This is a genomic window from Croceicoccus mobilis, from assembly GCF_001661965.1.
In the GTDB taxonomy this organism is placed as follows: Bacteria; Pseudomonadota; Alphaproteobacteria; order Sphingomonadales; family Sphingomonadaceae; genus Croceicoccus; species Croceicoccus mobilis.
The window spans coordinates 18,128-38,352 of record NZ_LYWZ01000031.1 but is presented as its reverse complement, the minus strand read 5'-3'; the positions used below and the strand labels follow the sequence as shown (position 1 = coordinate 38,352).

The 20,225-nt window shown below is 58.6% G+C and carries 26 protein-coding genes; 15 read left to right on the top strand and 11 right to left on the bottom strand.

Features of this window, described 5'->3' with window-relative positions:
* Window positions 1–2: 2 nt before the first annotated feature.
* Entirely contained in the window at window positions 3–1,826 is a 1,824-nt protein-coding gene (gene glmS, locus A9D13_RS19765; RefSeq protein ID WP_066778024.1) for a glutamine--fructose-6-phosphate transaminase (isomerizing), read from the top strand.
* Between the two features lie 410 nt (window positions 1,827–2,236).
* Here glmS and A9D13_RS19760 read toward each other — a convergent pair whose 3' ends face one another.
* A complete protein-coding gene (locus A9D13_RS19760; protein ID WP_216635523.1) occupies window positions 2,237–2,989 on the bottom strand; it encodes a Crp/Fnr family transcriptional regulator in 753 nt (250 codons plus the stop codon).
* Window positions 2,990–3,011: 22 nt separating this feature from the next.
* Window positions 3,012–3,182: a hypothetical protein gene (locus A9D13_RS20755; RefSeq protein ID WP_156522212.1), complete on the bottom strand. Its 171-nt coding sequence runs from the start codon at window positions 3,180–3,182 to the stop codon at window positions 3,012–3,014.
* A 104-nt stretch (window positions 3,183–3,286) separates the two neighbouring features.
* Between A9D13_RS20755 and A9D13_RS20750 the strand changes: the two genes are divergently transcribed.
* The gene (locus A9D13_RS20750; RefSeq protein ID WP_156522211.1) at window positions 3,287–3,442 is read left to right on the top strand and encodes a hypothetical protein; all 156 of its coding nucleotides are present in this window, start codon (window positions 3,287–3,289) and stop codon (window positions 3,440–3,442) included.
* 228 nt (window positions 3,443–3,670) lie between these two features.
* On the opposite strand, the gene A9D13_RS21215 is transcribed toward A9D13_RS20750, so the two are convergent.
* A complete protein-coding gene (locus tag A9D13_RS21215; protein ID WP_229665577.1) occupies window positions 3,671–3,901 on the bottom strand; it encodes a hypothetical protein in 231 nt (76 codons plus the stop codon).
* Window positions 3,902–4,983: 1,082 nt separating this feature from the next.
* Here A9D13_RS21215 and A9D13_RS19745 point away from each other — a divergent pair.
* Window positions 4,984–5,172 (top strand): hypothetical protein, encoded by a 189-nt coding sequence (locus A9D13_RS19745; RefSeq protein ID WP_066778014.1) that lies wholly within the window; start codon window positions 4,984–4,986, stop codon window positions 5,170–5,172.
* A 135-nt stretch (window positions 5,173–5,307) separates the two neighbouring features.
* Here the strand turns inward: A9D13_RS19745 and A9D13_RS20745 are convergent, their stop codons facing one another.
* Entirely contained in the window at window positions 5,308–5,463 is a 156-nt protein-coding gene (locus tag A9D13_RS20745; RefSeq protein ID WP_156522210.1) for a hypothetical protein, read from the bottom strand.
* Between the two features lie 148 nt (window positions 5,464–5,611).
* Window positions 5,612–5,818, bottom strand: a complete 207-nt coding sequence (locus A9D13_RS19740) for a hypothetical protein (protein ID WP_156522209.1) — start codon at window positions 5,816–5,818, stop codon at window positions 5,612–5,614.
* A 332-nt stretch (window positions 5,819–6,150) separates the two neighbouring features.
* Here A9D13_RS19740 and A9D13_RS19735 point away from each other — a divergent pair, with 332 nt between their 5' ends.
* On the top strand, window positions 6,151–6,357 hold the full coding sequence (locus A9D13_RS19735; RefSeq protein WP_066778008.1) for a hypothetical protein: 207 nt from the start codon (window positions 6,151–6,153) through the stop codon (window positions 6,355–6,357).
* 174 nt (window positions 6,358–6,531) lie between these two features.
* Here A9D13_RS19735 and A9D13_RS19730 read toward each other — a convergent pair whose 3' ends face one another.
* The 3 genes from A9D13_RS19730 to A9D13_RS19720 form a co-directional block, all read right to left on the bottom strand.
* Window positions 6,532–6,954, bottom strand: a complete 423-nt coding sequence (locus A9D13_RS19730; protein WP_229665576.1) for a PRC-barrel domain-containing protein — start codon at window positions 6,952–6,954, stop codon at window positions 6,532–6,534.
* Between the two features lie 464 nt (window positions 6,955–7,418).
* Window positions 7,419–8,327, bottom strand: a complete 909-nt coding sequence (locus A9D13_RS19725; RefSeq protein ID WP_066778005.1) for a glycosyltransferase family 2 protein — start codon at window positions 8,325–8,327, stop codon at window positions 7,419–7,421.
* On the bottom strand, window positions 8,324–9,190 hold the full coding sequence (locus A9D13_RS19720) for a glycosyltransferase (protein WP_229665575.1): 867 nt from the start codon (window positions 9,188–9,190) through the stop codon (window positions 8,324–8,326). Before A9D13_RS19720 ends, A9D13_RS19725 begins: the two co-directional genes overlap by 4 nt.
* 126 nt (window positions 9,191–9,316) lie before the next feature.
* On the opposite strand from A9D13_RS19720, the gene A9D13_RS21210 reads away from it, so the two are divergent.
* A complete protein-coding gene (locus A9D13_RS21210) occupies window positions 9,317–9,469 on the top strand; it encodes a hypothetical protein (protein ID WP_229665574.1) in 153 nt (50 codons plus the stop codon).
* An 8-nt stretch (window positions 9,470–9,477) separates the two neighbouring features.
* On the opposite strand, the gene A9D13_RS19715 is transcribed toward A9D13_RS21210, so the two are convergent.
* The gene (locus A9D13_RS19715; RefSeq protein ID WP_229665580.1) at window positions 9,478–11,601 is read right to left on the bottom strand and encodes an HAD-IIB family hydrolase; all 2,124 of its coding nucleotides are present in this window, start codon (window positions 11,599–11,601) and stop codon (window positions 9,478–9,480) included.
* Between the two features lie 180 nt (window positions 11,602–11,781).
* Between A9D13_RS19715 and gntA the strand changes: the two genes are divergently transcribed.
* From gntA to A9D13_RS19685, 6 genes are read left to right on the top strand one after another with little or no spacing between them, the layout of a single operon-like run.
* Entirely contained in the window at window positions 11,782–12,486 is a 705-nt protein-coding gene (gene gntA, locus A9D13_RS19710) for a guanitoxin biosynthesis heme-dependent pre-guanitoxin N-hydroxylase GntA (RefSeq protein WP_066777993.1), read from the top strand.
* The gene (locus tag A9D13_RS19705) at window positions 12,483–13,067 is read left to right on the top strand and encodes a DUF1989 domain-containing protein (protein ID WP_066777991.1); all 585 of its coding nucleotides are present in this window, start codon (window positions 12,483–12,485) and stop codon (window positions 13,065–13,067) included. Before gntA ends, A9D13_RS19705 begins: the two co-directional genes overlap by 4 nt.
* Window positions 13,068–13,124: 57 nt before the next feature.
* Entirely contained in the window at window positions 13,125–13,325 is a 201-nt protein-coding gene (locus A9D13_RS19700; protein ID WP_066777974.1) for a hypothetical protein, read from the top strand.
* Window positions 13,326–13,340: 15 nt separating this feature from the next.
* Complete coding sequence (locus tag A9D13_RS19695) at window positions 13,341–13,895, top strand: DUF421 domain-containing protein (protein WP_066777971.1); 555 nt, start codon at window positions 13,341–13,343, stop codon at window positions 13,893–13,895.
* Window positions 13,892–14,989, top strand: a complete 1,098-nt coding sequence (locus tag A9D13_RS19690) for a glycosyltransferase (RefSeq protein WP_066777968.1) — start codon at window positions 13,892–13,894, stop codon at window positions 14,987–14,989. Before A9D13_RS19695 ends, A9D13_RS19690 begins: the two co-directional genes overlap by 4 nt.
* Complete coding sequence (locus A9D13_RS19685; RefSeq protein WP_066777964.1) at window positions 14,986–15,741, top strand: sulfotransferase family protein; 756 nt, start codon at window positions 14,986–14,988, stop codon at window positions 15,739–15,741. Before A9D13_RS19690 ends, A9D13_RS19685 begins: the two co-directional genes overlap by 4 nt.
* On the opposite strand, the gene A9D13_RS19680 is transcribed toward A9D13_RS19685, so the two are convergent.
* Both A9D13_RS19680 and A9D13_RS19675 read right to left on the bottom strand, forming a co-directional pair.
* The gene (locus A9D13_RS19680) at window positions 15,738–17,132 is read right to left on the bottom strand and encodes an alpha,alpha-trehalose-phosphate synthase (UDP-forming) (protein ID WP_229665579.1); all 1,395 of its coding nucleotides are present in this window, start codon (window positions 17,130–17,132) and stop codon (window positions 15,738–15,740) included. The genes A9D13_RS19685 and A9D13_RS19680 overlap by 4 nt on opposite strands.
* 98 nt (window positions 17,133–17,230) lie before the next feature.
* The gene (locus tag A9D13_RS19675) at window positions 17,231–18,265 is read right to left on the bottom strand and encodes a hypothetical protein (protein WP_066777961.1); all 1,035 of its coding nucleotides are present in this window, start codon (window positions 18,263–18,265) and stop codon (window positions 17,231–17,233) included.
* 88 nt (window positions 18,266–18,353) lie between these two features.
* On the opposite strand from A9D13_RS19675, the gene A9D13_RS19670 reads away from it, so the two are divergent.
* From A9D13_RS19670 to A9D13_RS20735, 4 genes are all read left to right on the top strand, one after another.
* A complete protein-coding gene (locus A9D13_RS19670; protein ID WP_066777958.1) occupies window positions 18,354–18,866 on the top strand; it encodes a hypothetical protein in 513 nt (170 codons plus the stop codon).
* A complete protein-coding gene (locus A9D13_RS19665; protein ID WP_066777956.1) occupies window positions 18,850–19,536 on the top strand; it encodes a hypothetical protein in 687 nt (228 codons plus the stop codon). The genes A9D13_RS19670 and A9D13_RS19665 overlap by 17 nt, the downstream gene beginning before the upstream one ends.
* Before the next feature lie 73 nt (window positions 19,537–19,609).
* Window positions 19,610–19,774, top strand: coding sequence for a hypothetical protein (locus A9D13_RS20740; protein ID WP_156522207.1), 165 nt, complete (start codon window positions 19,610–19,612; stop codon window positions 19,772–19,774).
* A gap of 155 nt (window positions 19,775–19,929) precedes the next feature.
* A complete protein-coding gene (locus tag A9D13_RS20735) occupies window positions 19,930–20,145 on the top strand; it encodes a hypothetical protein (protein ID WP_156522206.1) in 216 nt (71 codons plus the stop codon).
* Window positions 20,146–20,225 lie beyond the last annotated feature (80 nt).

Sequence of the window (20,225 nt, the reverse complement as noted above, 5' to 3'; positions counted from 1 at the left end):
CTATGTGCGGTATAATCGGGATCGTCGGACGCGAGCCTGTGGCGGATCGGCTGGTCGATGGCCTCAAGCGCATGGAATACAGGGGCTATGACAGCGCCGGGATCTGCACATTGTCGGGCGGACAGCTGGTCCGCCGCCGGGCGGAGGGCAAGCTGGCGAACCTGACCCGCGAAGTGGCCGAGCATCCCGCGCCGGGCGAAGTCGGCATCGCGCATACCCGCTGGGCCACCCATGGCGCGCCGACCGAACAGAACGCGCACCCCCACGCCACCGGCGAAGTCGCTCTGGTGCACAATGGCATCATCGAGAACTTCAAGCCCTTGCGCGATGAACTCCTCGCGCTGGGCCGCAAGTTCGAGAGCGAGACCGATACCGAGGTCGTCGTGCAGATGCTTTCCCGCCATATCGAAGAAGGCAAGTCACCCGCAGAGGCTGTGCGCACCGTGCTGCCGCGCCTGCGCGGCGCCTTCGCGCTGGCCATCGCGTTCCGGCAGGACCCGGACATGCTGATCGGCGCGCGGCTGGGGTCGCCGCTGGTCGTGGGTTACGGGGAGGGCGAAACCTATCTCGGGTCCGACGCGCTGGCGCTCGCCCCGCTGACGCAGGATATCTCATACCTTGAGGAAGGCGACTGGGTGATCATCACCCGTGAGGGCGCGACGATCTTCGATGTCGATGGCAATGAAGTCGAACGCGCCGTCACCAAATCGGGCGCAAGCGCGGCGGCGATCGAAAAGGGCAATTACCGCCACTTCATGCAGAAGGAGATCTTCGAGCAGCCGACGGTCGTGGCGCAAACCCTGCGCAGCTATGTCCGCCAGCTTGAACGCACGGTCGCCCTGCCGCAGATCGATTTCGACATCACCAGCATCAACCGCGTCACCATCGTCGCCTGCGGCACCAGCTTCTATGCCGGCATGGTCGCGAAATACTGGTTCGAGATGTTCGCCCGCGTGCCTGTCGACATCGATGTGGCATCCGAATTCCGCTACCGCGACCCGGTGCTGGAGCCGGGCGGTTTGGCGCTCTTCATCTCGCAATCGGGCGAAACGGCGGACACGCTTGCCGCGCTGCGCCATTGCAAGGAAGCGGGGCAGACCATCGCGGTGGTCGTGAACGTGCCCACCAGCTCCATGGCGCGCGAAGCTGACCTGCTGCTCCCCACCCATGCAGGCCCTGAAATCGGCGTCGCCTCGACCAAGGCGTTTACCTGCCAGCTTGCCGTTCTGGCGGCCTTGGCCGCGCATTTCGCGGTTAAGAAGGGCCGCCTGTCAAAAGACGAAGAGCGCGCGATCGTCGATCATTTGCTGGAGGCTCCGGCGTGCCTTAACGCAGCACTCGACCACGACGATGACATCGCGCAGATGGCGCATCTGATCGCACCGGCGCGCGACGTGCTCTATCTGGGACGCGGACCGGATTATCCGCTGGCGATGGAAGGCGCGCTCAAGCTGAAAGAGATCAGCTATATTCACGCCGAAGGCTATGCCAGCGGCGAGATGAAGCACGGCCCCATCGCATTGATCGACGATCACGTCCCAGTTGTGGTGCTGGCCCCGTCAGGCCCCTTGTTCGAAAAGACCGTCTCCAACATGCAGGAGGTTCGTGCGCGCGGCGGCAAGATCGTGCTTATCAGCGACGCCGAGGGAATTGCCGAAGCGGGCGAGGGTTGCATGGCGACGATCGAGATGCCCAAGGTGCATCCGCTGATCGCACCGCTGGTCTATGCCGTTCCGGTGCAACTGCTGGCCTATCACGTGGCCTGCGCCAAGGGTACGGATGTCGATCAGCCCAGGAACCTTGCCAAGAGCGTTACCGTGGAGTGATCCGCTAAACTCGGCTTTTTCTTGTTGTGAGACTGTTGTGAGACAATAAAGTCTTTCCAAATACAATAAAGTCTTTCCAGTTCGCCGTTTTTGACAAAAAAGACTTTCCATCAAAAGTCGGGATTTTTGGCGGACTTCTGCGGTTTTTGATTAATCCCGTTTTGCGATACGATCGCAATAACTGTCTGAAGTCTTTGATTTTCGACCTGCCGATACCGGCACATAAAACTGCGGTTACGTCGCCAAGTTTGAAACAGAGAGCTGCTGCTCGCTGTCAACTGATGGCAGCTTTGCGCCCGGTTTCGGTCATCAGGGCTCCCCAGTCGGTCTCCCGGAAGCAGACATAAAATTGCCTAGGTCGAAAAGGGAGAATTGTCGGACAAAACGTTGCTTGGTTGGCCCGCTTGCCATCAATTCGCAGCGTCGAGCGTTTCGCCTTCACGGTCGAGATGTAGATAGCCGGCATTGAACATTGCAAGACGCGACAGTGCCGCAAGATCGCAGATTCCCAGATGGCGCCGATCCATGTCGATCAGGCCTTCCTGTCTCAATTCCTGGATCGTGCGGTTGGTGTGAACAGGCGTCATGCCGGTGGTATCGGCGAGGTCGGTCTGGGTGAGGGGAAATTCGAATTTTCCGTCGCCGGCCAGCCCGATTGAACGCACCCTGTGGAACATCTCCACGAACAGGTTGGCCAGGCGTTCGCGTGCATTGCGCTGGCCAAGGGTAAGGAGCCATTCGCGCTGGATCGACGCCTGCACCAGCTCGTTCCAGAGTAATGCCTTGCCGATGCGCGGACGATCGTGAACGAGTTCCTCGATCATGTGCGGGGGCAAGGCGTAATATCGTACTTTCGAAATCGCTCCGATCGAATGATCGAGGTGCCGCAATATATATACGTTCAGATCGCAGAAATCGCCGGGGACGAATAGCCCGACGATCTGCCGCCGACCATTGGGCAGATGCTTGTAACGGCAGGCCCAGCCCGATTCAGACAGTCGCACGACCGCAGGTTCGTCACCCTCGGCGATAAGATCGGCGCGCGGCTCCACCTCGCGCAAGGGGGCTTCGCGCAAACGCCGCAGCGCCCTGTGATCTTCTTCGGAAAGACGAGCGAAGCGCTCAAGCTTGCGACCCAGCGCATGGTCGATGGTCATTGTCATGCTCGTTTCCACTGGTAATCTTTCAAACCTTCGGAAGTCTCGATGCTCTCCTGCCCGAAAATTCCAGTTTCAACACGCCCTCCTCGTTGAGGATCTGCGCCTTGTGGAAACGGCCGATCCTGAGGCCGTCGAGCGCGATGCCCTTGGCTTCGTCCAATGTCTTCGCGTTCACGATATACTGATGAAATTCCATCCGAAAAATAACGGTATACACGTATCGGCCCAGTGCCAGTTGATGATCGTCGGCACTTGGCGCGGCAGTTGGCAGATGACCTTAACCTAGGTTGGAAAGCCGCCATGAAATCGGACCTCTGCGGTGAATTGTTCACGCTGTCAGTGCCTGCGATGCATCAATATAACGCTGCCGCTTGCGTTGATCAGATCGACATGATCGAACCGGTCGTCGCCGATGCTCATCCTTGCCTGTATCTGTGCTTCCACAAGCGAGCCTGACAAAACTCGTTCGGTTAATCGGCACTGCGCGTCGTAACACATAACCCTGTAGCGCATGACCTTCTCCTCTCCTATCTTACGAATACGCCTGTCAGCTGTTCACGATTGTTCACTCCGCGCCCGGCAACAGATCGGTGCGGTCTGTCCAGGTGGAAAAGAGCACGCACTGGTCGTGGCCTGTTTCGACAAAGGCGGCGCATGTCATGTGCCTCACCGCAATTGCCCAGTTCAGTCGCCCTGGCGGGTGTAGGGTACGAAATCTCCCAAGAACACCACGCCGGTCGTGAAGCCGAGAGAGCGATCGACCGTGTGAATGATGTCCTGTTTGCAGATCTGGCCGCCATATTTGTTGATCACGAGAATATCGTCATTATCAAGCGATTGCGGGTTCTCGGGACGAGCGACGTAAATCGTTCTGCCAGCGTCGTACACGATGGCGGTTCGATCAATGATCTTCATGCGATCGTTCAAAGACGCCGGGATACAGCTCTTGGGCTCCCCGGCGATCCGACCCTCCAGCATAGAGGCGAGTCTTGCCTCGCCCCCCGGATCGGGGTCAGCCGTTGCCGATGAATATGCCGCTTGTGACCGACGCGATACCAGCCAGGCCCGCTACATGCGCTACTGTCTTGAGATGTCGCATTTCCATTCCCTCTCTCCTTGTCAGCTTCGTCCTCGAAGCTTTTTGTCAGGACGGAAGCCACATGACTCCAACGAGCGGCGAAAAGATACGTTTCGAAGTATTCCGGCAAATCGCGAGAAAGCGATCTGTCGTGGGCGTGCTGTCTCTTGGACTGTTGGTCAGGAAAGCCGACGATCTGTCCGCAAAGAGGACCGAACATGCCGCCGTTCTGCCTATTGATCAGATGTGCCTTCTCACATTCTGGCAATCGAGGAGGTACACAATTGGCCGATACGCATCCGGAGAACATGGCTGACGGCCCTGATCGGTTCTTCACGGCAGGGAGCGCATTCGGAAAAATTGCGATAAACGCAGCTTTCGTCATTTGTCGCCCAATTAGTTGTATTTGCAACTGGCGCGAAACGAGGGGCTTTGGGCGCACCCACGAGATTGTGAGCATGTCGCAATGGGACTGTACGCGCCGATTCCCCTTGGCGGCCAGTCCGTTATGCTGCACCAACTGGACCGCAAGACCTGTCCGGGCCAGGCCGGCCGCTGCCTTATGTGTAATGACAGTAGGCATGTGGCCATCGACATCAAGCCCCAGCATCTCGAGAAGCCCTGCAGGTTGGATCACGAGTTCGATCCGGGCGGGATGGACAATGATCCTAGAGATAATTCGGCGGATCATGCCAGTGTTCCCGCAGGCCTCGCCAGTCACTTTCACATCATAGCCGTGGCGAGACAAATCGGTGATCGTGTTTAACTTGATTCGACCGATGATACGTTAGAACAAAACAGGAACAAATTTTGCTATTGCGGTAAGGCGGGTTGCCCGCAGGGCAGTAGGAAATCTACGGATCGGCATTACAAAGGAGATTGGTCTATAAATGTGACCGAGCCAGCGGGAGAAGCCACCATGACCTATCGGGTCATTTTTTATCGCGATGATAAGCCCGTCGTTGATGCAGCCTGGACGGGCTCATTGGCGGAAGCCCAACTGATCGCGAGGGACACCGTCAATTTCGGGCACTTCGAATGCGTCGAGATTTTAAGCGAGCGTGGAGACGTAGTGCTCAAGCGTGGCGCGCACACGCAGCCAGCATGAACTGGCTGACCTGAACATTCGAACTGCTCAAGCCAGCCAATCCTTAGGTGCCGAAGTGTGATGCGGCACAACCGGGGCACCCGGTAAAACCGCTTCTGTCAGAAGCTTCCTAATCTTTGCTTTAGCGCCCGCGTTTCAACCGACCGAGAATTGGCGGCTCAGTTCGTCTGCCAGCGCGTCCCAACGACTAGCCGCCTTGAGATGCTTGTCCTTAATGTGAGGCATGGTGGCGCGTGAGGCGGCGTATCGTTCATCGGCTGCGTTCTGCCGATAGCCGGATGCGTAACTCATTGAAATCGACCCTTCGAATAACGCCAATTCTTTCGGCCCTAAACCTTCAGGAAAGGGTTTCTAGGCATGGATACTGAATGTCTGAAGAGCATCGTTACCATTCCCCTACCGTCCGCTCGATCATGGAGGCGGAGCCAGAACGGGAAGGTCAGCGAGTGACAAGAAGGCCTTCGAAGAAAACCAGTATCGGGGCCGCTGCATTTTTCGGGCTGCTGCTGATCGTGAACTTGGCCTTAGCCTGGTCGATCATCGCGCCTTGAACGCAGCGGATGATGGCCGCCTGAAGGGTTCCGGGAAACAAATAGGCAGACAGGCGTTCGCTCTGAAATTCCATAGTGAGAGCAACAGTTTGCATTCCTATCGGTTGAAGATGTCGGACGGCATGGGGGCAACAAAGCATCTAACCTTCCAAGCTGCCAATGTAGAAAGAGCGAAGGAGCGGATGGACCGCGAAAGCTTCGGTCGCTGGGCATGGCTGTGGGAGGGGAATAAGCCCATCGCAGAAAAAGGATTGGCGTCATAGGTTTGCACGCTCGCAGATTTGGAAAATCTAGCGACGCTGCTTATAACCTTTGACACTGCGTCAGTGGCATCAATGCTGTATCAGTAAGTGCATCGGTTCTTGGACGCCGAGTCGGTCCCTTCTGGTCTGACATCGCCCTTTTTCTGGTCGAGGGGATCCGACCTATGCACACATACACTCTCAAAATTGCCGGTACGGGCGGCAACGCAGAACGCGTTATCCAGTTCGAAAGCCAGGATGCCGCCGGTGCGCTCAATTTGTTGAGCACGAACAAAAGCGCGCAGCATGCTGAACTTTGGGACGGAGTGTCGCTGCTCTGCACCATTGATCGAGATGTAGGGGGAACCGGGGTGTGGAAACTGAACGGGTGAGAACCGCTTCTCCTATCGTTTGAACCTCTTCGTCATGACTGCTTTTCATGGCAAAGGAACCTGATGTCTCGAAACTGGGGCAAAGTTGGCTGACCAGAGCGGTGGGACTGCCTAGGCCAGCCAATTCATACGGCGATGTTAAGTGCCTAGCACTCATATATCGAAGGCTTCGACCTACATATATGGAACGCCCCAATAGCCGAACACATAGGTTCCATACTCTCGATCCCAATCTGGTTCGTTCTCCTCAGTGTACAGCGGGCTGTTCTGTAAGACATCATCTACGGCAGACACGACATATCCGCCCAGCTTTGGGTCATAGTCCAAGGCGTCCCATGGGATCGGTCGGTGTTCCTCCCCCAAACCGAGAAAGCCACCGAAGTTCATGATGACATATTCGACAAGCCCGCTGCGCTTGCCGATCATCATGTGGTGGACCTTGCCGATCTTGTCGCCATTTGGGCGATAGACCGCTGTTCCTTCTACGCGGTCGGAAGCAATCAGATTATGCCCTTCATCGCGGGCTTTTCTCTTCACACCTTCGTTCGCGGTAGGACTTTGAATTTCATCCATGAGTCGGTCGGCTGTATTGGCCATCATCTCCTCCTTTGAAGCCGATGGCGGATGCTCCATTCAGGCTAGGCCGCAGCAATCAGCGACGGCAGCATCTTTCGCGCCATCTCATATAAAGATGATGCTTTCAGACTGTTTGGGTTCCGAAAAACCTATGGACCCGTGCGAACCGTCTCTTGATTCGCTCGATCAATGGCCTGGATACGGTGATTGCCGAAGCAACGACGCCAAATGGGCTGCGTCATCGGCCACCATGGATGCCGTTTTCAACACCTTGTCGGGCGAGTTCGGCACAGGACTTGGCCACTCGTCGGCAAAGGGTCGCAAAAGGACTGCGCTCACACGATGGTGAGACTGCCGTTTGCAGCGACTCTATATCGTGTAGGTAAACGCCAGAGCAACTTGAAAAGCGGAAACGTCGCGGTCGGATCTTCGGATCACAGCTCGATTTTTTCGATCATCTGGAGGTTCGGCTTAAGGCCGAGAAGCTAGGTTCTGCTCAGCTCCCTGCTTTCGAGAAGCGTCAGGACAGCACTTGAACTGGCATATGGCTGATCGGCTTGCTGTCTTGTCAGATCCAGGTCATCGGCCTGAACATCACGGATGCGTTGCCAGCCGTTTGGTCCCGGTTCGGCCAAGCCCATCAAGCGAAACGCCCGCAGCCAGTGCTGCATGGTCGGCTCACCCCATTTGCCGCGGAAATATTCCGCGTTGGCGATCACGCTGTCGATGTGATGGACAGGCGGCATGTGGTGAGGGTGATACTGGTGATAGGCTTTCGCACCTTTCACCCACCACATATCCAATCCTGCATGGGTGCAAACCCGTCCGAAATCGGTGTCTTCCCCGCCATAGCCGCTATAGCCTTCATCAAACCCGCCGCTTTTCGCGAAATCCGCGGCTGACATGGCAAAATTCAGCGACCAGAAGCAGCGGTAGTCGCGGCAGCTTTGTGAAAAGCCAAGGGGAGGTCCTGGCCTGTCGGCATGTCGTACGGCAAGGGTTTCAAATTGCGTAAAGTCGATACCGGTGTCGGTAGCGCCCTTGGGCAGATAGCCGACTTCTCCCATCAACACGCCGCTGTGGACGCGTGATGCAGCAGCGTAATCGCCCAGCAGGGAAGGATGCGGGATGCAATCCACATCGAGGAAGACGAGCAAGCTACCTGTCGCAGCCAGCGCCGCCAGATTGCGTGCGCGGGCAAGGCACAGCATCGTCTCCGAAAGACGCAGCTGGCGGATCGGAAACGGAGCAGGTGGCAGGTCGTAATCCTCATCCTGCAGGACAGAGATGACCAGCTCGTCGACAGGCCAGTGGCTGGCCGCCAGCCCGCGTACGAGATTAGCAAGGTGATCGGCACGCCCATGGGCCAATGTGCAAACGGAAATATGGTTCACGAAACGAGTGCCTTGTCCTCTGAAGTGACGATGCCGGATCCGGCCCACAGTCGGGTTGCCAGATCGTCGAGCCATTGCGCAGCGCCAGCGGCTGCGCCGGGATCGACCAGGGCGCGTTGGTTCTCTGGATCGATGTTATGCGCCTCTCTCCACAGCCGTGCCCAATCCGCCGCCTGCGCCGGCCAGACAGGCTGCGTGGCGCACACACCGGCACGCCCTAACGCTTCCGCCTTTGCGTATTGTTCGCCGAAATAGCGCCATTCGGGGATTACGATCCACGGCCTTCCGGCCGCCGCGATCTGGTGCACCGTGGTATTGCCGCAGCTCGACACGATGCGATCCGCCGCCGCAATCCAGAGCGCGGCATTATCGACCCAGCCCTTCAGCTCGAGATTGCCAGGCGGCGTTTCGTGCCATTCGCTGAAAGTCTCGCCGATGACGATCCAGCGGCTGCCCGGCTCTGCCCGTGCGCCGATGGTCAGCGGCGCGGTGGGCGTGCCCTGTCCTCCGCCGCCCGCCAGTACAAGCACGAGATCGACTTCCCGCGCGATACCAAGGGCAATTCGCGCATCTTCGCGCGAGATGGTCGAGCCGGCTCCTACGCCGACACCTGGCGCATAATGGGTCTTTGCCCGTAAATGTTCCGGCCTGTCGTCCTGCTCCAGCGCGCGGTCATAGGGGGCAAGTAACCCGACCGCAGCGTCATAGCTGGCCATGTGACCCGGATCGGACCGGTCACCGTGCTGCAATACAGCCACATGCGGGACAGATGCGATGCGCGCGAGCTGACCAAGCTCTGCCGAAACATCGGTGACAAACAAAGCTGGCGATGCGGCATCGAACCATTCGGTTAAGGTCGCCACCGCTTTACGAATACCGGGCCATCCCAACGGGGCACAATGCAATGTGTCTGGAGTGGCGACAGCCGAAAGGCGCGGCGGCTCCAATCCGGTCGGTTCGAAAAGTGAGGGGATAGCGTCTATTGCTACATGGTCGCCAAGGGGCGGGAATATGTCGGTTCGGGCGGTGAAGAGCCTGACCTCTCTCTTGCCTTCAAGCGCATTGGCGATGGCTGCTGCCCGGTTGGCATGGCCGCGCCCTTGGTGATGGACGAAAATGCCGATTGGGCCTCCGCTCCTTGAACCGCCGTTCACGCTGCGGTCCTTACATTGCTATCGACCGATATTGGCGGGTCGTCCGCAGGCCGGGACGGGCGGGCGGCGGAAAGCGAATGCAAGATGCCTTCCAATGCTCCGCCGGCATGGTGGCTGCGGGCAACATATGCGCCCCCGCTCGTAGCCAGCGCACTGAGTTCGGCATCGTGGTTGCCGACCAGAACGGCATTGGGGCATTCGGTCAGCATGTCGAGATCGTTTCCGCTGTCGCCGATGGCGATCACCTGCTGCAAAGGCAGGCCCAGCACGCGGGCTACATGTTTCATCGCACCAGCCTTTCCAGCACGGATAGGCAGAATGTCGAGCATGTCGCCATGGCTGAAAACAACCTTCGCCGCGAGGCCATGCTTCGCCAGTTTTTCTCTTACGGCTCGCGCGACGTCCGGCCCGGAAACGGTGAAGGATAGCTTGAATGGCGATTGGTCGATTTCGCGCTGCAGGCTTAACCCGGCCATCCCACGCAGCTGGCGAAGAACACGCTGCGGCGTCCAGCCTGCCGCGATATGGCGGTCATAGGCCTCGTCACGGTCCAGCCCGTGCTGGCCGCGCCACCAGACGCCCGACCCGACATCGGTGATAAGCACCTCGGGCGTTTCAAACTCCCACTGCCGCAAGATCCGCATGGCCTCGTGCAGGGATCGTCCGGTCGCGATGCCAAAGGCAATCTGCTGCTGCGGTCGCAGCCAGCGGCGCAGCGCCCCGGCGCCACATGGGCATCCAGTCAGCGTATTGTCGATATCGCTCAGAATGAGCGTTTCGACCCCAGTTGGTCGCTCAAGCGCGGGCGATTTCACACCCCTCATCCGTTCTGGCAAGCTTGGGCGCCGCGTCGCCGTGATATCCTGCGCGATAGCCAGGAAATCGCGTGCGTAGGCATTCCAGTCCATCGTCGAGGCGTTTTCAAAACCTGCCCACGAGCATTTTTGCCAAAGGTCCCGGTCGTCGAGCAGGCGCATGATGGCTCGTCCGATGTCGTCGGTATCGTGGGGATCGACCAGCAAGCCATGCTCCAGCTCGGCAACGATATCGACCGGGCCTCCCTGACGGGTGGCAACCACCGGTACGCCATGTGCGGCCGCTTCGACCAGCGTGAGGCCGTAGGGTTCGATGCGCGCTGGATTGACGAAGACACCGCCGCCTTTCCTGGCAAGAGCGTAGAGCCCTGCAATATCGGCCTGTGAATGACGGCGGGGCCATGCCACCGATCCGTGCAGATCGTGACGGTCAATGGCATCTACAATCCCGGCCATGACTTCCTGCTGCTCACGCTCTCCCTGTGCGACAGAACGGCGTAGACCGGCGACGACAACCAGATTGGCCTTGTCGCGCAAACCGGGGCATCCGGCGAAGGCTTCAACCAAGGTGACAAGGTTCTTCTTATGGACGGCGCGAGCTATGGCAAGGACGATAGGGCGTTCCAGATAACGCAAAAAAGGCGTGATAAGCTCCCGGGCGCCATCGGTCTCGGCATCGCTAGCGGGGGCATGGCCGGCGCCGGGAACAACACGATGGATCCGGCCCGGTTTCGCGGCTGAATAGGCGGGGATCTGGCGTTCGCATTCATCACGCGACGAAGCGATAATCGCGTCCGCAGTAGCCATCGCCCGGCTTTCGGCTGCAATGCGTTCCCTGTGTTCTGGTCGGTCGCTATCGCCCTTGTCGAGGCCCAGCGAATGCGCGGTGTAGATGAATGGAATACCGAATTCGTCCCGCGCGGCGCGTGCGATCTCAGCGGCATCGGCAAAATGGGCGTGAATGATATCGGGGCGCACTTTGCGCCTCCGCAGTTCGGCGAGAAACGCCGTTTTGAAAGCTGGCAAGTCGCTCGCCAGCGCTTCTTTCGACAGATAGGCGCGGTTTCCGCTGTCAATGCGAGTGATGGTCACGCCGCTTTGGGTTCGCTCGCGCGCTTTCGCATAGGAGGGGCCCAGCTGCCGATCCTCGATAAGCCGAGTCACGATTTCGGCATGGGATACATCCTCGCGCCGGGCCAAAGCCTCCATTGCACCGAGGACATAGGTGATATGGCCGCCCGTATCCTCGGTAATGCCATATTCAACCGGCGGCGCGCGCAGGCAGCCGCCCAATGCAATGGCCATGATGTGCAAGTTGCGATCTCCCAGTTTACCGATGCGGATTAAATCTGGGATTAATGATTTGTTCCAAAGCTAATATTTATTAAGCTGTGATAATTTCATCGGTCTGGAAACAATCTTCCGCCTATCGGTTGGAATGCCAAGCGCGCGACCATTAACCATTTGCGCGGGGGAAGGTGCCCGATGAACAGCGATCCGGATTTCGGTACCGAATGGGCCGAAAGATTCAGCGATTTTATTCGCGACAAGTCCTTTCCATGCGTCGGCGCGAAAAGTGCATTGTCGAAAGGTACGCTCAATATCGTCGTCTGCCGCACGATTACCAGCGCGTGGGACGATGTGCGCATGCATCGCAAGCTGCTTGAATGGTCCTATGCGTATCAGGACGATCCGGGCCTGTTCCGTTCACTAGCCTTTGTCTTTGCTGAAGACGAAGAACTGGACGAAACGCAGTTCGAGGCGCGCATGTGGGAGCGTATCCAGTCTCTGGCCGACAAGGATGCCTGGCTGGAGCAGCCTTATGACGAGCGTGTCAGCTCCGATCCCGACGATCCCCATTTTTCGCTGAGCTTTGGCGGGGAAGCGTTTTTTGTCGTAGGCATGCATCCGCGCGCCAGCCGACCTGCGCGCCGTTTTGACCGGCCGGTGATGGTTTTCAACCTCCACGACCAGTTCGAAAAGCTGCGCGAACAGCAACGCTATGAAAAAATTCGCGAAACAATCCTCTCACGCGATGTCGAGCTGGCCGGTTCGACCAATCCGATGCTGGCTCGCCACGGCGAGGCAAGCGAGGCGCAGCAATATTCGGGTCGCCTGATCAAGGGCGAGTGGGAATGCCCGTTCCGCGATAAGCGCGCTACAGGGCGAGCCGCAGGGGGCGATGCATGAGCAATCCGGTTCGCATCGCCCCGCGCTCTGGCGTAGCTTTCGGCCTTTCTAAGGGCCAGACTCTGACCGTCATCGATCCCGATGGCTGCCAGGTCGCTGACCTTCTCGCCTTTGCTGCGAAGGATGTGCGCGAAGTTATCTCGAACGGGCGCACGTTCGATTATGAGGAGACGCTGAGGCTGACGACCGGCAATACCTTGTGGTCGAACCGCTCGCGGCGCTTGCTCACCATCACCGCCGATAGCGTCGGCTGCCATGATTTCCTGCTGACCCCATGCAGCAAGGCGACGTTCCGCCATTTCTATCCGGACAAGCCTGTCCACCGTGGCTGCTTCGGCAATCTGGCCGAGGCATTGGCGCCGTGGGGCGTGGTGGAAGACGACATACCGGTCGCCTTCAACTGTTTCATGAACGTGCCAGTCGCAGCTGACGGCGCGATCAGTGTCGAGCCGCCGCCCAGTAAGGCGGGGGACAGTATCTCGCTTCGAGCCGAGGAGGATCTGATCATCGGGCTGACCGCCTGCTCTGCCTATGCCAGCAACGGGGGTAGCTTCAAACCGATCGATTACAGGATCGAGTGAGAGACCCCCGCGTTGCCAATTAAGACCGCCGCCCCGCGTAACGAAAGGGAACTGACCATGACCGACAAGAAGCCGACCGAGAAGAGCGAAGGAAAGCCCGACAAGGACCCCGCCGACATTCCTGCCAGCGACAATCCGTCACGCAATAGTCAGCTCTATAATGAAATGCGCAAACAGGACGCGGTATCGCCAGAAGATTATCCCGCAAAAGACCTCAAATCAGGCAATGCCGCGATTTCCGATGCCGGCCCGCAATAGGCGCATGACCCAGCGATGAAGCCAATCCTCTTTCCGGAAAACTGGGAGCCGCTGATCCGGATCGCGATTACCGCGCCGGTGCTCTATCTCCTCATCATCCTGTTCATTCGCGTATCTGGCAAACGCTCCACTTCGCAAATGAACAATTTCGACTGGATCGTGACGGTTGCGCTTGGCTCCATCGCGGCATCGACCATTATTTTGAAGAATATAACGCTCGCCGAAGGCGGTTTTGCCATCGGCCTGCTGTTGGCGATGCAATATGCGCTGACCGCTCTGGTGCGCCGGTCCGACCTCGTGTCGAACGCGGTCAAGGCAACCCCGACAATGCTCATCGACGAGGGGCGCTTCATCGACGAGGCGATGAAACGCGAGCGCATATCGCGGCGCGAAGTTCTGGCCGCCGTCAGGAAGGCTGGCATCACGGATCTGGACAAGGTGGCGTGGGTGACGCTGGAGAACGATGCGTCCTTCTCTGTCATCTCAAAGGAAGAGCGCGGGCCGGGAACTGATGCCATGGCCGCCATCGACAATTTCGACAGCCGTGATCGCGAGGTCATAACCCAATGAAGATCGCGGTCATCAGCCATATCCGGCATGCCATAGCGCCGCCTTTCATGGGCGGGATGGAAGCGCATTGCGCTTCGCTATGCGACGGGCTGCTGTCCGCAGGGCACGAACCGGTGCTTTTCGCGCCCGAAGGCAGTCGCGCCGATTGCGAGATCGTTCCAATCTGCGACGCTCCTTATGAGGATGTGCTGCCATGGGCGCAATGGCGCGGAACCGAGCGGCTCGACGCCTATCAACGCCATGCTTTCGAAAAGGCCTGGGACCATATCAGGGCACGTAGCTTCGATGCCGTGCACAATAACTCACTATATCCCGAACTTATCACGACCGCGGTAGTTGAGGGCGTGCCACTGGTTACGTCTCAGCATGTTCCCCCGTTTGGCAAGATGCGTGAAGCAGTGCACAAAGCCGTTGGCGTCGGTCATGTACGCCAGACGGTCACGTCGCAATCGCAGTTGCCGCTCTGGTTCGACGAATGTCCTTCGAACATGGCGGTCGTTCATAATGGGATCGACTGCGATTTCTGGCGGCCTCAAGTGGGGCGCGGCGATGGAGCTCTCGTCTGGACCGGTCGGATCACGCCGAATAAGGGTACAGCCCAGGCTGTACGGGCAGCAATGCAGGCAGGCGTAAAGCTGGATCTGGTCGGATCGATCGAGAACGAGATCTATTTCGAACAAGAGGTCGCTCCGCTGCTTGGCAAGAATATACGCTATCTGGGCCATCGTCAGGGCGGCGAATTGCGTGACATCGTGGCACGGGCGCGGGCGCTATGCGTAACGCCGATGTGGGAGGAGCCTTTCGGGCTTGTGGCGGCAGAGGCACTTGCCTGCGACATCCCGGTCATCGCCTTTGAACGCGGGGCCATGGCGGAAGTCGTCGGCGATTGCGGTGCATTGATCGCTCCGGGTGATGTCGATGCCTTGGCCCGCGCCATGGCCGATCCGCCCAGCTTGGACCACGGACATGCACGCGCGCGCGCTCTGAAGTTTTTCTGCACGCAAACCATGGTCGAGGGCTATGTGCGCGAATATTGCCGCGCCATCAGTGCAGCCTCTGCCTTTCGCGCTGCCGATGGTGCCCGCGCCGCATGAGCCTGCCTCACCGCTATGTCTTCGTTGGCGGCCTGCACCGGTCCGGAACCAGTCTTGTGGCGCGCCTGCTGCAGGAACATCCCGATATTTCCGGGATCGAAAACGCGCCCGTTCCTGAAAACGAAGGCGCGTATCTGCAGGGTGCTATTCCTCATACGGCGCGTCATGGAGTTCCGGTGCATTTCGCCACCGACCCGGCGCAACATTTCGTTGAAGGCTCACCGTTCGATACTCTGGCAACGCGCCAAAGGCTGGAGGCGGATTGGTCGCACTGGTTTGACCCGTCGAAGCCTTGGAGGGTCGAGAAATCACCCGTCAATCTGACCCGTATGCGGCTGTATCAATCGCTGTTCCCCTTATCGCAGTTCATCGTAGTCCTGCGCCGCCCTGAATTCGTGGCGGCGGCCATGCGCAAGTGGAGTGATGTCGGAGATTCGGCCATCATAGACCACTGGAACGAAGCGCACCGTCAGGTCGAAGAAGATCTGGCTAATATCCATTGCTGGCTAATCGTGCGCTACGAAGATCTGGTCGCCGATCCGTTGGAGCAGAGGCGGCGGATATTCGCCTTTCTCGATCTACCAATGTGCGAAAGCCAGGTTGCGATCCGTAACGGCAACAAGGCTTATGAAGGCGCTGTCGTCAATGCTGGCCATCAAAAATGCTTCGGCTATGAAGCTGATACCAAAAACGCTTCTGATCCGCCCTTGGGCCGTCACATGTTGCGACGCATTTCCGAAAGCGTCGCCTAGAACGCAAAGGCACTATTTCTCGCAGCTTCGTTTTCCGTAGCGCGTAAGTCGTGGGTAAAGCGTTGCTGCCAATCGGTTAGGCTATTTTCTTCGATATGGGCTTTTAACTCCTTCCATCGGGCCACACGCTCCTCGCGCGGCATGTCCAGGGCTTCGCCGAAAACTTCAGCGCATTGCTCCTTGTCATAGGGATTGATGAGCAACGCTTCGCAAAGTTGCTCGGCTGCGCCGGTAAAGCGTGAAAGGATCAGAACGCCCGGATCGTCAGCTGCTTGGGCAGCAACGAATTCCTTGGCGACAAGGTTCATTCCGTCGCGCAGACTTGTTACGATGCACGCATCTGCGGCCCGGTAGATCCCGGTCAGCGCATCGCGTCCATAGGACTGCGTATGATAGCTCAGCGGCGTCCAGTCGAGCATTCCATGCCGCCCGTTGATCCGGCCTGCCTCTGCCGCAAGTTCATCGCCAAGGTTGCGATATTCTTCGACCAATCCGCGGCTCGGTTGCCCGATCTGCAATAGGTTGACCGTGCCGTGACGCTCCGGGAATCGCTCGAGAAAGCGTTCAAAAGCCGCGAATTTCTGCGGCAGGCCCTTGGAATAATCGATCCGGTCCACGCCGAGTATGATCTTCTGCCCGATTGCTCGTCCGCGAAGTGTAGCTTCAATTCGCGCAGCCGCCTCGCTTTCACCCAGTTCCACCATTTCTGCAGGATTGATGCTTATAGGATAGGCGCGGGCGCGAAGCCTGCGACCGAAATGATCGATCAGTCCATTTCCCGACGGCTCAACATTAAGTTCGGTCGCGACGTAATCGGTAAAGGCGGCAAGGTCCTTATTGGACTGAAAGCCGACCAGATCATAGCCGAATAGCGACCAGACAAGATCTTCGTGCTGAGGGAGAGTGACAAAAAGTTCGCGCGCTGGCCAAGGGATATGGAGGAAGAAACCGATGCGGTTCTTGACGCCCAGCGCTCTCAATTCTCGCCCAAGCGGTATCAGGTGATAGTCCTGTACCCAGATCACATCGCCAGGTTCGACGAGTGAACGAATAGCACGCGCAAAGCTGCGGTTTACGTCGAGATAAGCGTCCCGAAACGACTGTTCGTAGGCGGTGAGGTCGATACGGTGATGAAACAGCGGCCAAAGCGTGCGATTGGCATAGCCATTGTAATATTCCTCGACGTTCTGACGCGACAGGTCGATCCGTGCGAGCGTGATATTTCCGACTTTAGAAAACTGCGGGGCGCCATCTTCCTCGGCCGATTGACCGCTCCAGCCCAGCCAAATGCCACCGCTTTCTTTCAGGGCGTTACCCATGGCCATAGCCAGCCCACCGGAGCTTGCGCCGCCGGGCTGGTCGAGATCGGCTACACGGTTAGAAACAACGATTCATCGAGACACGATTGCTAACCTTCAGCTCTTAGCTGTTGAAATGACTAACGATACTGGGGTGTATCGCACCGTCGAATTCATAATGGCGCTGTAGATTAGCGGGATATCGAATGCGTAGAGGACCGACGGCCCCTATCCAAAGCGATGAGCCATCCGAAGGTAAGATCTCTGCGATCCGACGCATGCAGGCCGATTGCGCGCTCATGCTCTTTCGCCGCGGCCAGCAACAGCTTTGTACATCCTTCCTCGGGCAGGATGGCCAACATGCACATGGCCCGCTGCACCGGGCCAGCCGCGGTTTCCCGGTAGTTCAGAACGCCGAAACCGGACAGGCAAACGGGCAGCTGAAAATCGAAATTGATGACCGTCATCGCGGCTTTGTCGCCGCCATTCTGAATCTCGTCGAGGACGCTGGCGTAGAGGCCTTCCAGTTCCGGCAAGTCCGCCTGAATGCCGGCGAGGTGGTTGACCAGCTTCGTCTCCATTTCGTCGTTCTCGAACTTCAAGCCCGAGACATCGAAAGCCTGCGGCCCGCCAGCCGCCGCGTTGATCTTCTGGAGAATGTAGGCGTCACGTCGGCGCCAATACTCCGCTAGCATCGCCTCCGCTTTCTGCCGTTGGTGGCGCTTCGAGTGGATCTCGCGGCAGATCGTCCGAAAGATCTGCAGGCGGAAATGATCGGCCTGCGTCATCGCCTTCTGGCTTTCGAAGCCGGAGAACAGTTGCTCGTGAGCATCGCAGAAGCCCGGGAACGTCGACGCATCTCGCACGCCGATGTCGATCAGGTCGATCCCGTCCTCGCCGTATCGCGGCGTCAGAACGTGGCCCTTCTCCGCGATCAGGCGAATAGAAGTGCCGAGCGAGATCGTGTGTGAACGCGGAATGCTCGTGCTGGTGCAGCCCATGTGCATGCACGGGCCTGGCTTGGACCAAGCCTTGTCCCAAAGCTTCAGGAAGCCATGAAAGACGCCGTTGCGCTCGCCGTCGGACGCGAAAACGGCGGCCGGGCCTGCCTCAAGTTCCGTCAGCGCGTCGTTGTATGCCAACACCACGCCGCGGAGCTCGGCCCGCTTCGCCTCATCAAATTCGTCGGGCCAGTGAATCACTACGTCGCGTTGTTCTTCCAGCATGAGCGATCTCCCACCGCGACTGGCAAGACCGCCGCCGCGACTTCGCCGATCATATATTGTCGATGCGCCGTCTATGATAGCTTGGCGCATGGTCGATGAGCTCAAACAGACGCTGGCCGTCTTTGCCGAAGCTGTTCGCGAGCTGCTGCGCGATGCCGAACTTGCCTACGCCGATCCCGCCGAGCGCGCCATTGTAGCTCGGCTCGGGCGACTCCTAGACGGAAGGTATCCCGGTTGGTCCATCGATCTGGAGTGGAGCCGGCGCGAGACGGTCATCAAGCGGCTTCGATACGGCCTCACCGATGACGAACTGATCGGCAAGGACGCGATCGTCCCCGATCTCATCGTCCACCGCGTTGGAAAGAGAGAGAACCTGCTGGTGGTGGAGGTCAAGAAAGTCACCAACAAGGACTTCGACGGCGACATCTGGAAGTTGCAGGGCCTGACCGAGCAGGCCGGCGCTTACGCCTATGCGGTCGGACTGCACCTTGTCGTGGATGTGAAGGCCGGCACGACGCCGCGTTGCGACGTCTATGTCGACGCGCAGGTGAATGCCGAACTGACGGATTGGATGGCCCAGGTCCTTGGAGGAGCGATTTGAGCGCGGGTCACTTCTGCTTGCCGGTTTCACTGGTTGCGACCTGACCGCAACGCTTTCACGACTCGAAGCTGCCGTTCAGGGCGTGACGGTCGACCAATGCGCCGGGTTCTTAGAAGAGGCCGGCGCTGGCCGCGAGGTGTTAGAGGCCGCAGCGGAATTGAAGCGCCAAGCGGGCCAGATCAATGTCACCATCCATGCATTGGGGATTCTATTATGCCTGCCACACCTCCTCGAGCCCGGTGAACGCGTCGAGTATGTCTCGCTCGGGGCCGGAAACACGGGGCGCGCTTTCGACTTAGAGACCAATCAGCGGGTCGCTGAGTTCAAGTTCATCCGCTGGCGCGGCGGCGCCGAGTCGATCCGACAGAACGGTGTCTTCAAGGATTACCTGCTGTTGGCGCTCGATCCGACACCGAAGCGGAAGCACCTCTATCTGCTCGGCACGGGCCATGCGTTGAAGTTCCTTCGCGGCGGTCGCGCGCTCGCCAGCGTCCTCAGCCGGAATGACAAGCTTCAGCAAATCTTCTCGGATCGCTTCGGCGACGCCTATCGAACGGTCGGCGACTATTATGCGGCCCACGCTGATGCCGTGTGCATTGAGGACGTCTCTCCCTGGCTATCCGAGTTGGCCGACGCCTTGATCGCGGAATCGGATACTCCTGATCTATAAATTCGGTCCCAATGACACCGATCCTGTCGCTTCCCATTTTCGGTTCTGATAACCCCGATTATAGTAGCCAGTGATGACGCACCCGACAGTTACCACCGCCCGAGCAGCCGAGATCGTCGGCGTCGGCTATGAAGTGCTGCGGTCCTACCTGAAGCGGGTTTCGGCGGTCACGTCGGGATGCTTCCCGGCTTCCACAAGCCGGGCGCCGACACCCAAGACGACCCGCTTCCACGCGTGAAGTGGAAGCGCTTCAGCGTGCCCGACCTTTGCCTGTTTCGGATCGCCAAACTGCTCATTGATGCGGGCTTCACCTTCGAAACGGCAAACGCGGTCGTCTCCAGACACGACCGATGATCAGCTTTTGCGTACGACGAGAAGCCCGTTCATAGGGTGATGGCGATCTGGCCGCCCTACGGCGATCACATCATCTACGAACCCGATCAGATGGATCTCCTGCAGAAGGCTCTGAAGGAGGCCCCTGAAATCGTGACCCTCATAAATCTCGGCGAGGTTCACGCCCATGTTCTGGCTGCTTTGCCGGAGAATGCCGGATCGACGGCAGATCTCGTAAGAAGACATTCGACGGTTAGCCCTAAGGTCAACGATTAGGACTTCGAAGCCGGTCGACCGCTCCGCCGCGCGCTTGATGAATGAAGGGCAAGTCTCAGGGAGCTTTTCTGAACGGCTGA

Bases quoted from the DNA above. Each gene is read 5' to 3' on its own strand.
- glmS (WP_066778024.1), top strand. From the start codon at position 3: ATGTGCGGTATAATCGGGATCGTCGGACGCGAGCCTGTGGCGGATCGG.
- A9D13_RS19760 (WP_216635523.1), bottom strand. From the start codon at position 2,989: ATGACAATGACCATCGACCATGCGCTGGGTCGCAAGCTTGAGCGCTTC.
- A9D13_RS20755 (WP_156522212.1), bottom strand. From the start codon at position 3,182: ATGGAATTTCATCAGTATATCGTGAACGCGAAGACATTGGACGAAGCC.
- A9D13_RS20750 (WP_156522211.1), top strand. From the start codon at position 3,287: ATGAAATCGGACCTCTGCGGTGAATTGTTCACGCTGTCAGTGCCTGCG.
- A9D13_RS21215 (WP_229665577.1), bottom strand. From the start codon at position 3,901: ATGAAGATCATTGATCGAACCGCCATCGTGTACGACGCTGGCAGAACG.
- A9D13_RS19745 (WP_066778014.1), top strand. From the start codon at position 4,984: ATGACCTATCGGGTCATTTTTTATCGCGATGATAAGCCCGTCGTTGAT.
- A9D13_RS20745 (WP_156522210.1), bottom strand. From the start codon at position 5,463: ATGAGTTACGCATCCGGCTATCGGCAGAACGCAGCCGATGAACGATAC.
- A9D13_RS19740 (WP_156522209.1), bottom strand. From the start codon at position 5,818: ATGCAAACTGTTGCTCTCACTATGGAATTTCAGAGCGAACGCCTGTCT.
- A9D13_RS19735 (WP_066778008.1), top strand. From the start codon at position 6,151: ATGCACACATACACTCTCAAAATTGCCGGTACGGGCGGCAACGCAGAA.
- A9D13_RS19730 (WP_229665576.1), bottom strand. From the start codon at position 6,954: ATGGCCAATACAGCCGACCGACTCATGGATGAAATTCAAAGTCCTACC.
- A9D13_RS21210 (WP_229665574.1), top strand. From the start codon at position 9,317: ATGGTCGCCAAGGGGCGGGAATATGTCGGTTCGGGCGGTGAAGAGCCT.
- A9D13_RS19715 (WP_229665580.1), bottom strand. From the start codon at position 11,601: ATGGCCATTGCATTGGGCGGCTGCCTGCGCGCGCCGCCGGTTGAATAT.
- gntA (WP_066777993.1), top strand. From the start codon at position 11,782: ATGAACAGCGATCCGGATTTCGGTACCGAATGGGCCGAAAGATTCAGC.
- A9D13_RS19705 (WP_066777991.1), top strand. From the start codon at position 12,483: ATGAGCAATCCGGTTCGCATCGCCCCGCGCTCTGGCGTAGCTTTCGGC.
- A9D13_RS19700 (WP_066777974.1), top strand. From the start codon at position 13,125: ATGACCGACAAGAAGCCGACCGAGAAGAGCGAAGGAAAGCCCGACAAG.
- A9D13_RS19695 (WP_066777971.1), top strand. From the start codon at position 13,341: ATGAAGCCAATCCTCTTTCCGGAAAACTGGGAGCCGCTGATCCGGATC.
- A9D13_RS19690 (WP_066777968.1), top strand. From the start codon at position 13,892: ATGAAGATCGCGGTCATCAGCCATATCCGGCATGCCATAGCGCCGCCT.
- A9D13_RS19685 (WP_066777964.1), top strand. From the start codon at position 14,986: ATGAGCCTGCCTCACCGCTATGTCTTCGTTGGCGGCCTGCACCGGTCC.
- A9D13_RS19675 (WP_066777961.1), bottom strand. From the start codon at position 18,265: ATGCTGGAAGAACAACGCGACGTAGTGATTCACTGGCCCGACGAATTT.
- A9D13_RS19670 (WP_066777958.1), top strand. From the start codon at position 18,354: ATGGTCGATGAGCTCAAACAGACGCTGGCCGTCTTTGCCGAAGCTGTT.
- A9D13_RS20740 (WP_156522207.1), top strand. From the start codon at position 19,610: ATGACGCACCCGACAGTTACCACCGCCCGAGCAGCCGAGATCGTCGGC.
- A9D13_RS20735 (WP_156522206.1), top strand. From the start codon at position 19,930: ATGGCGATCTGGCCGCCCTACGGCGATCACATCATCTACGAACCCGAT.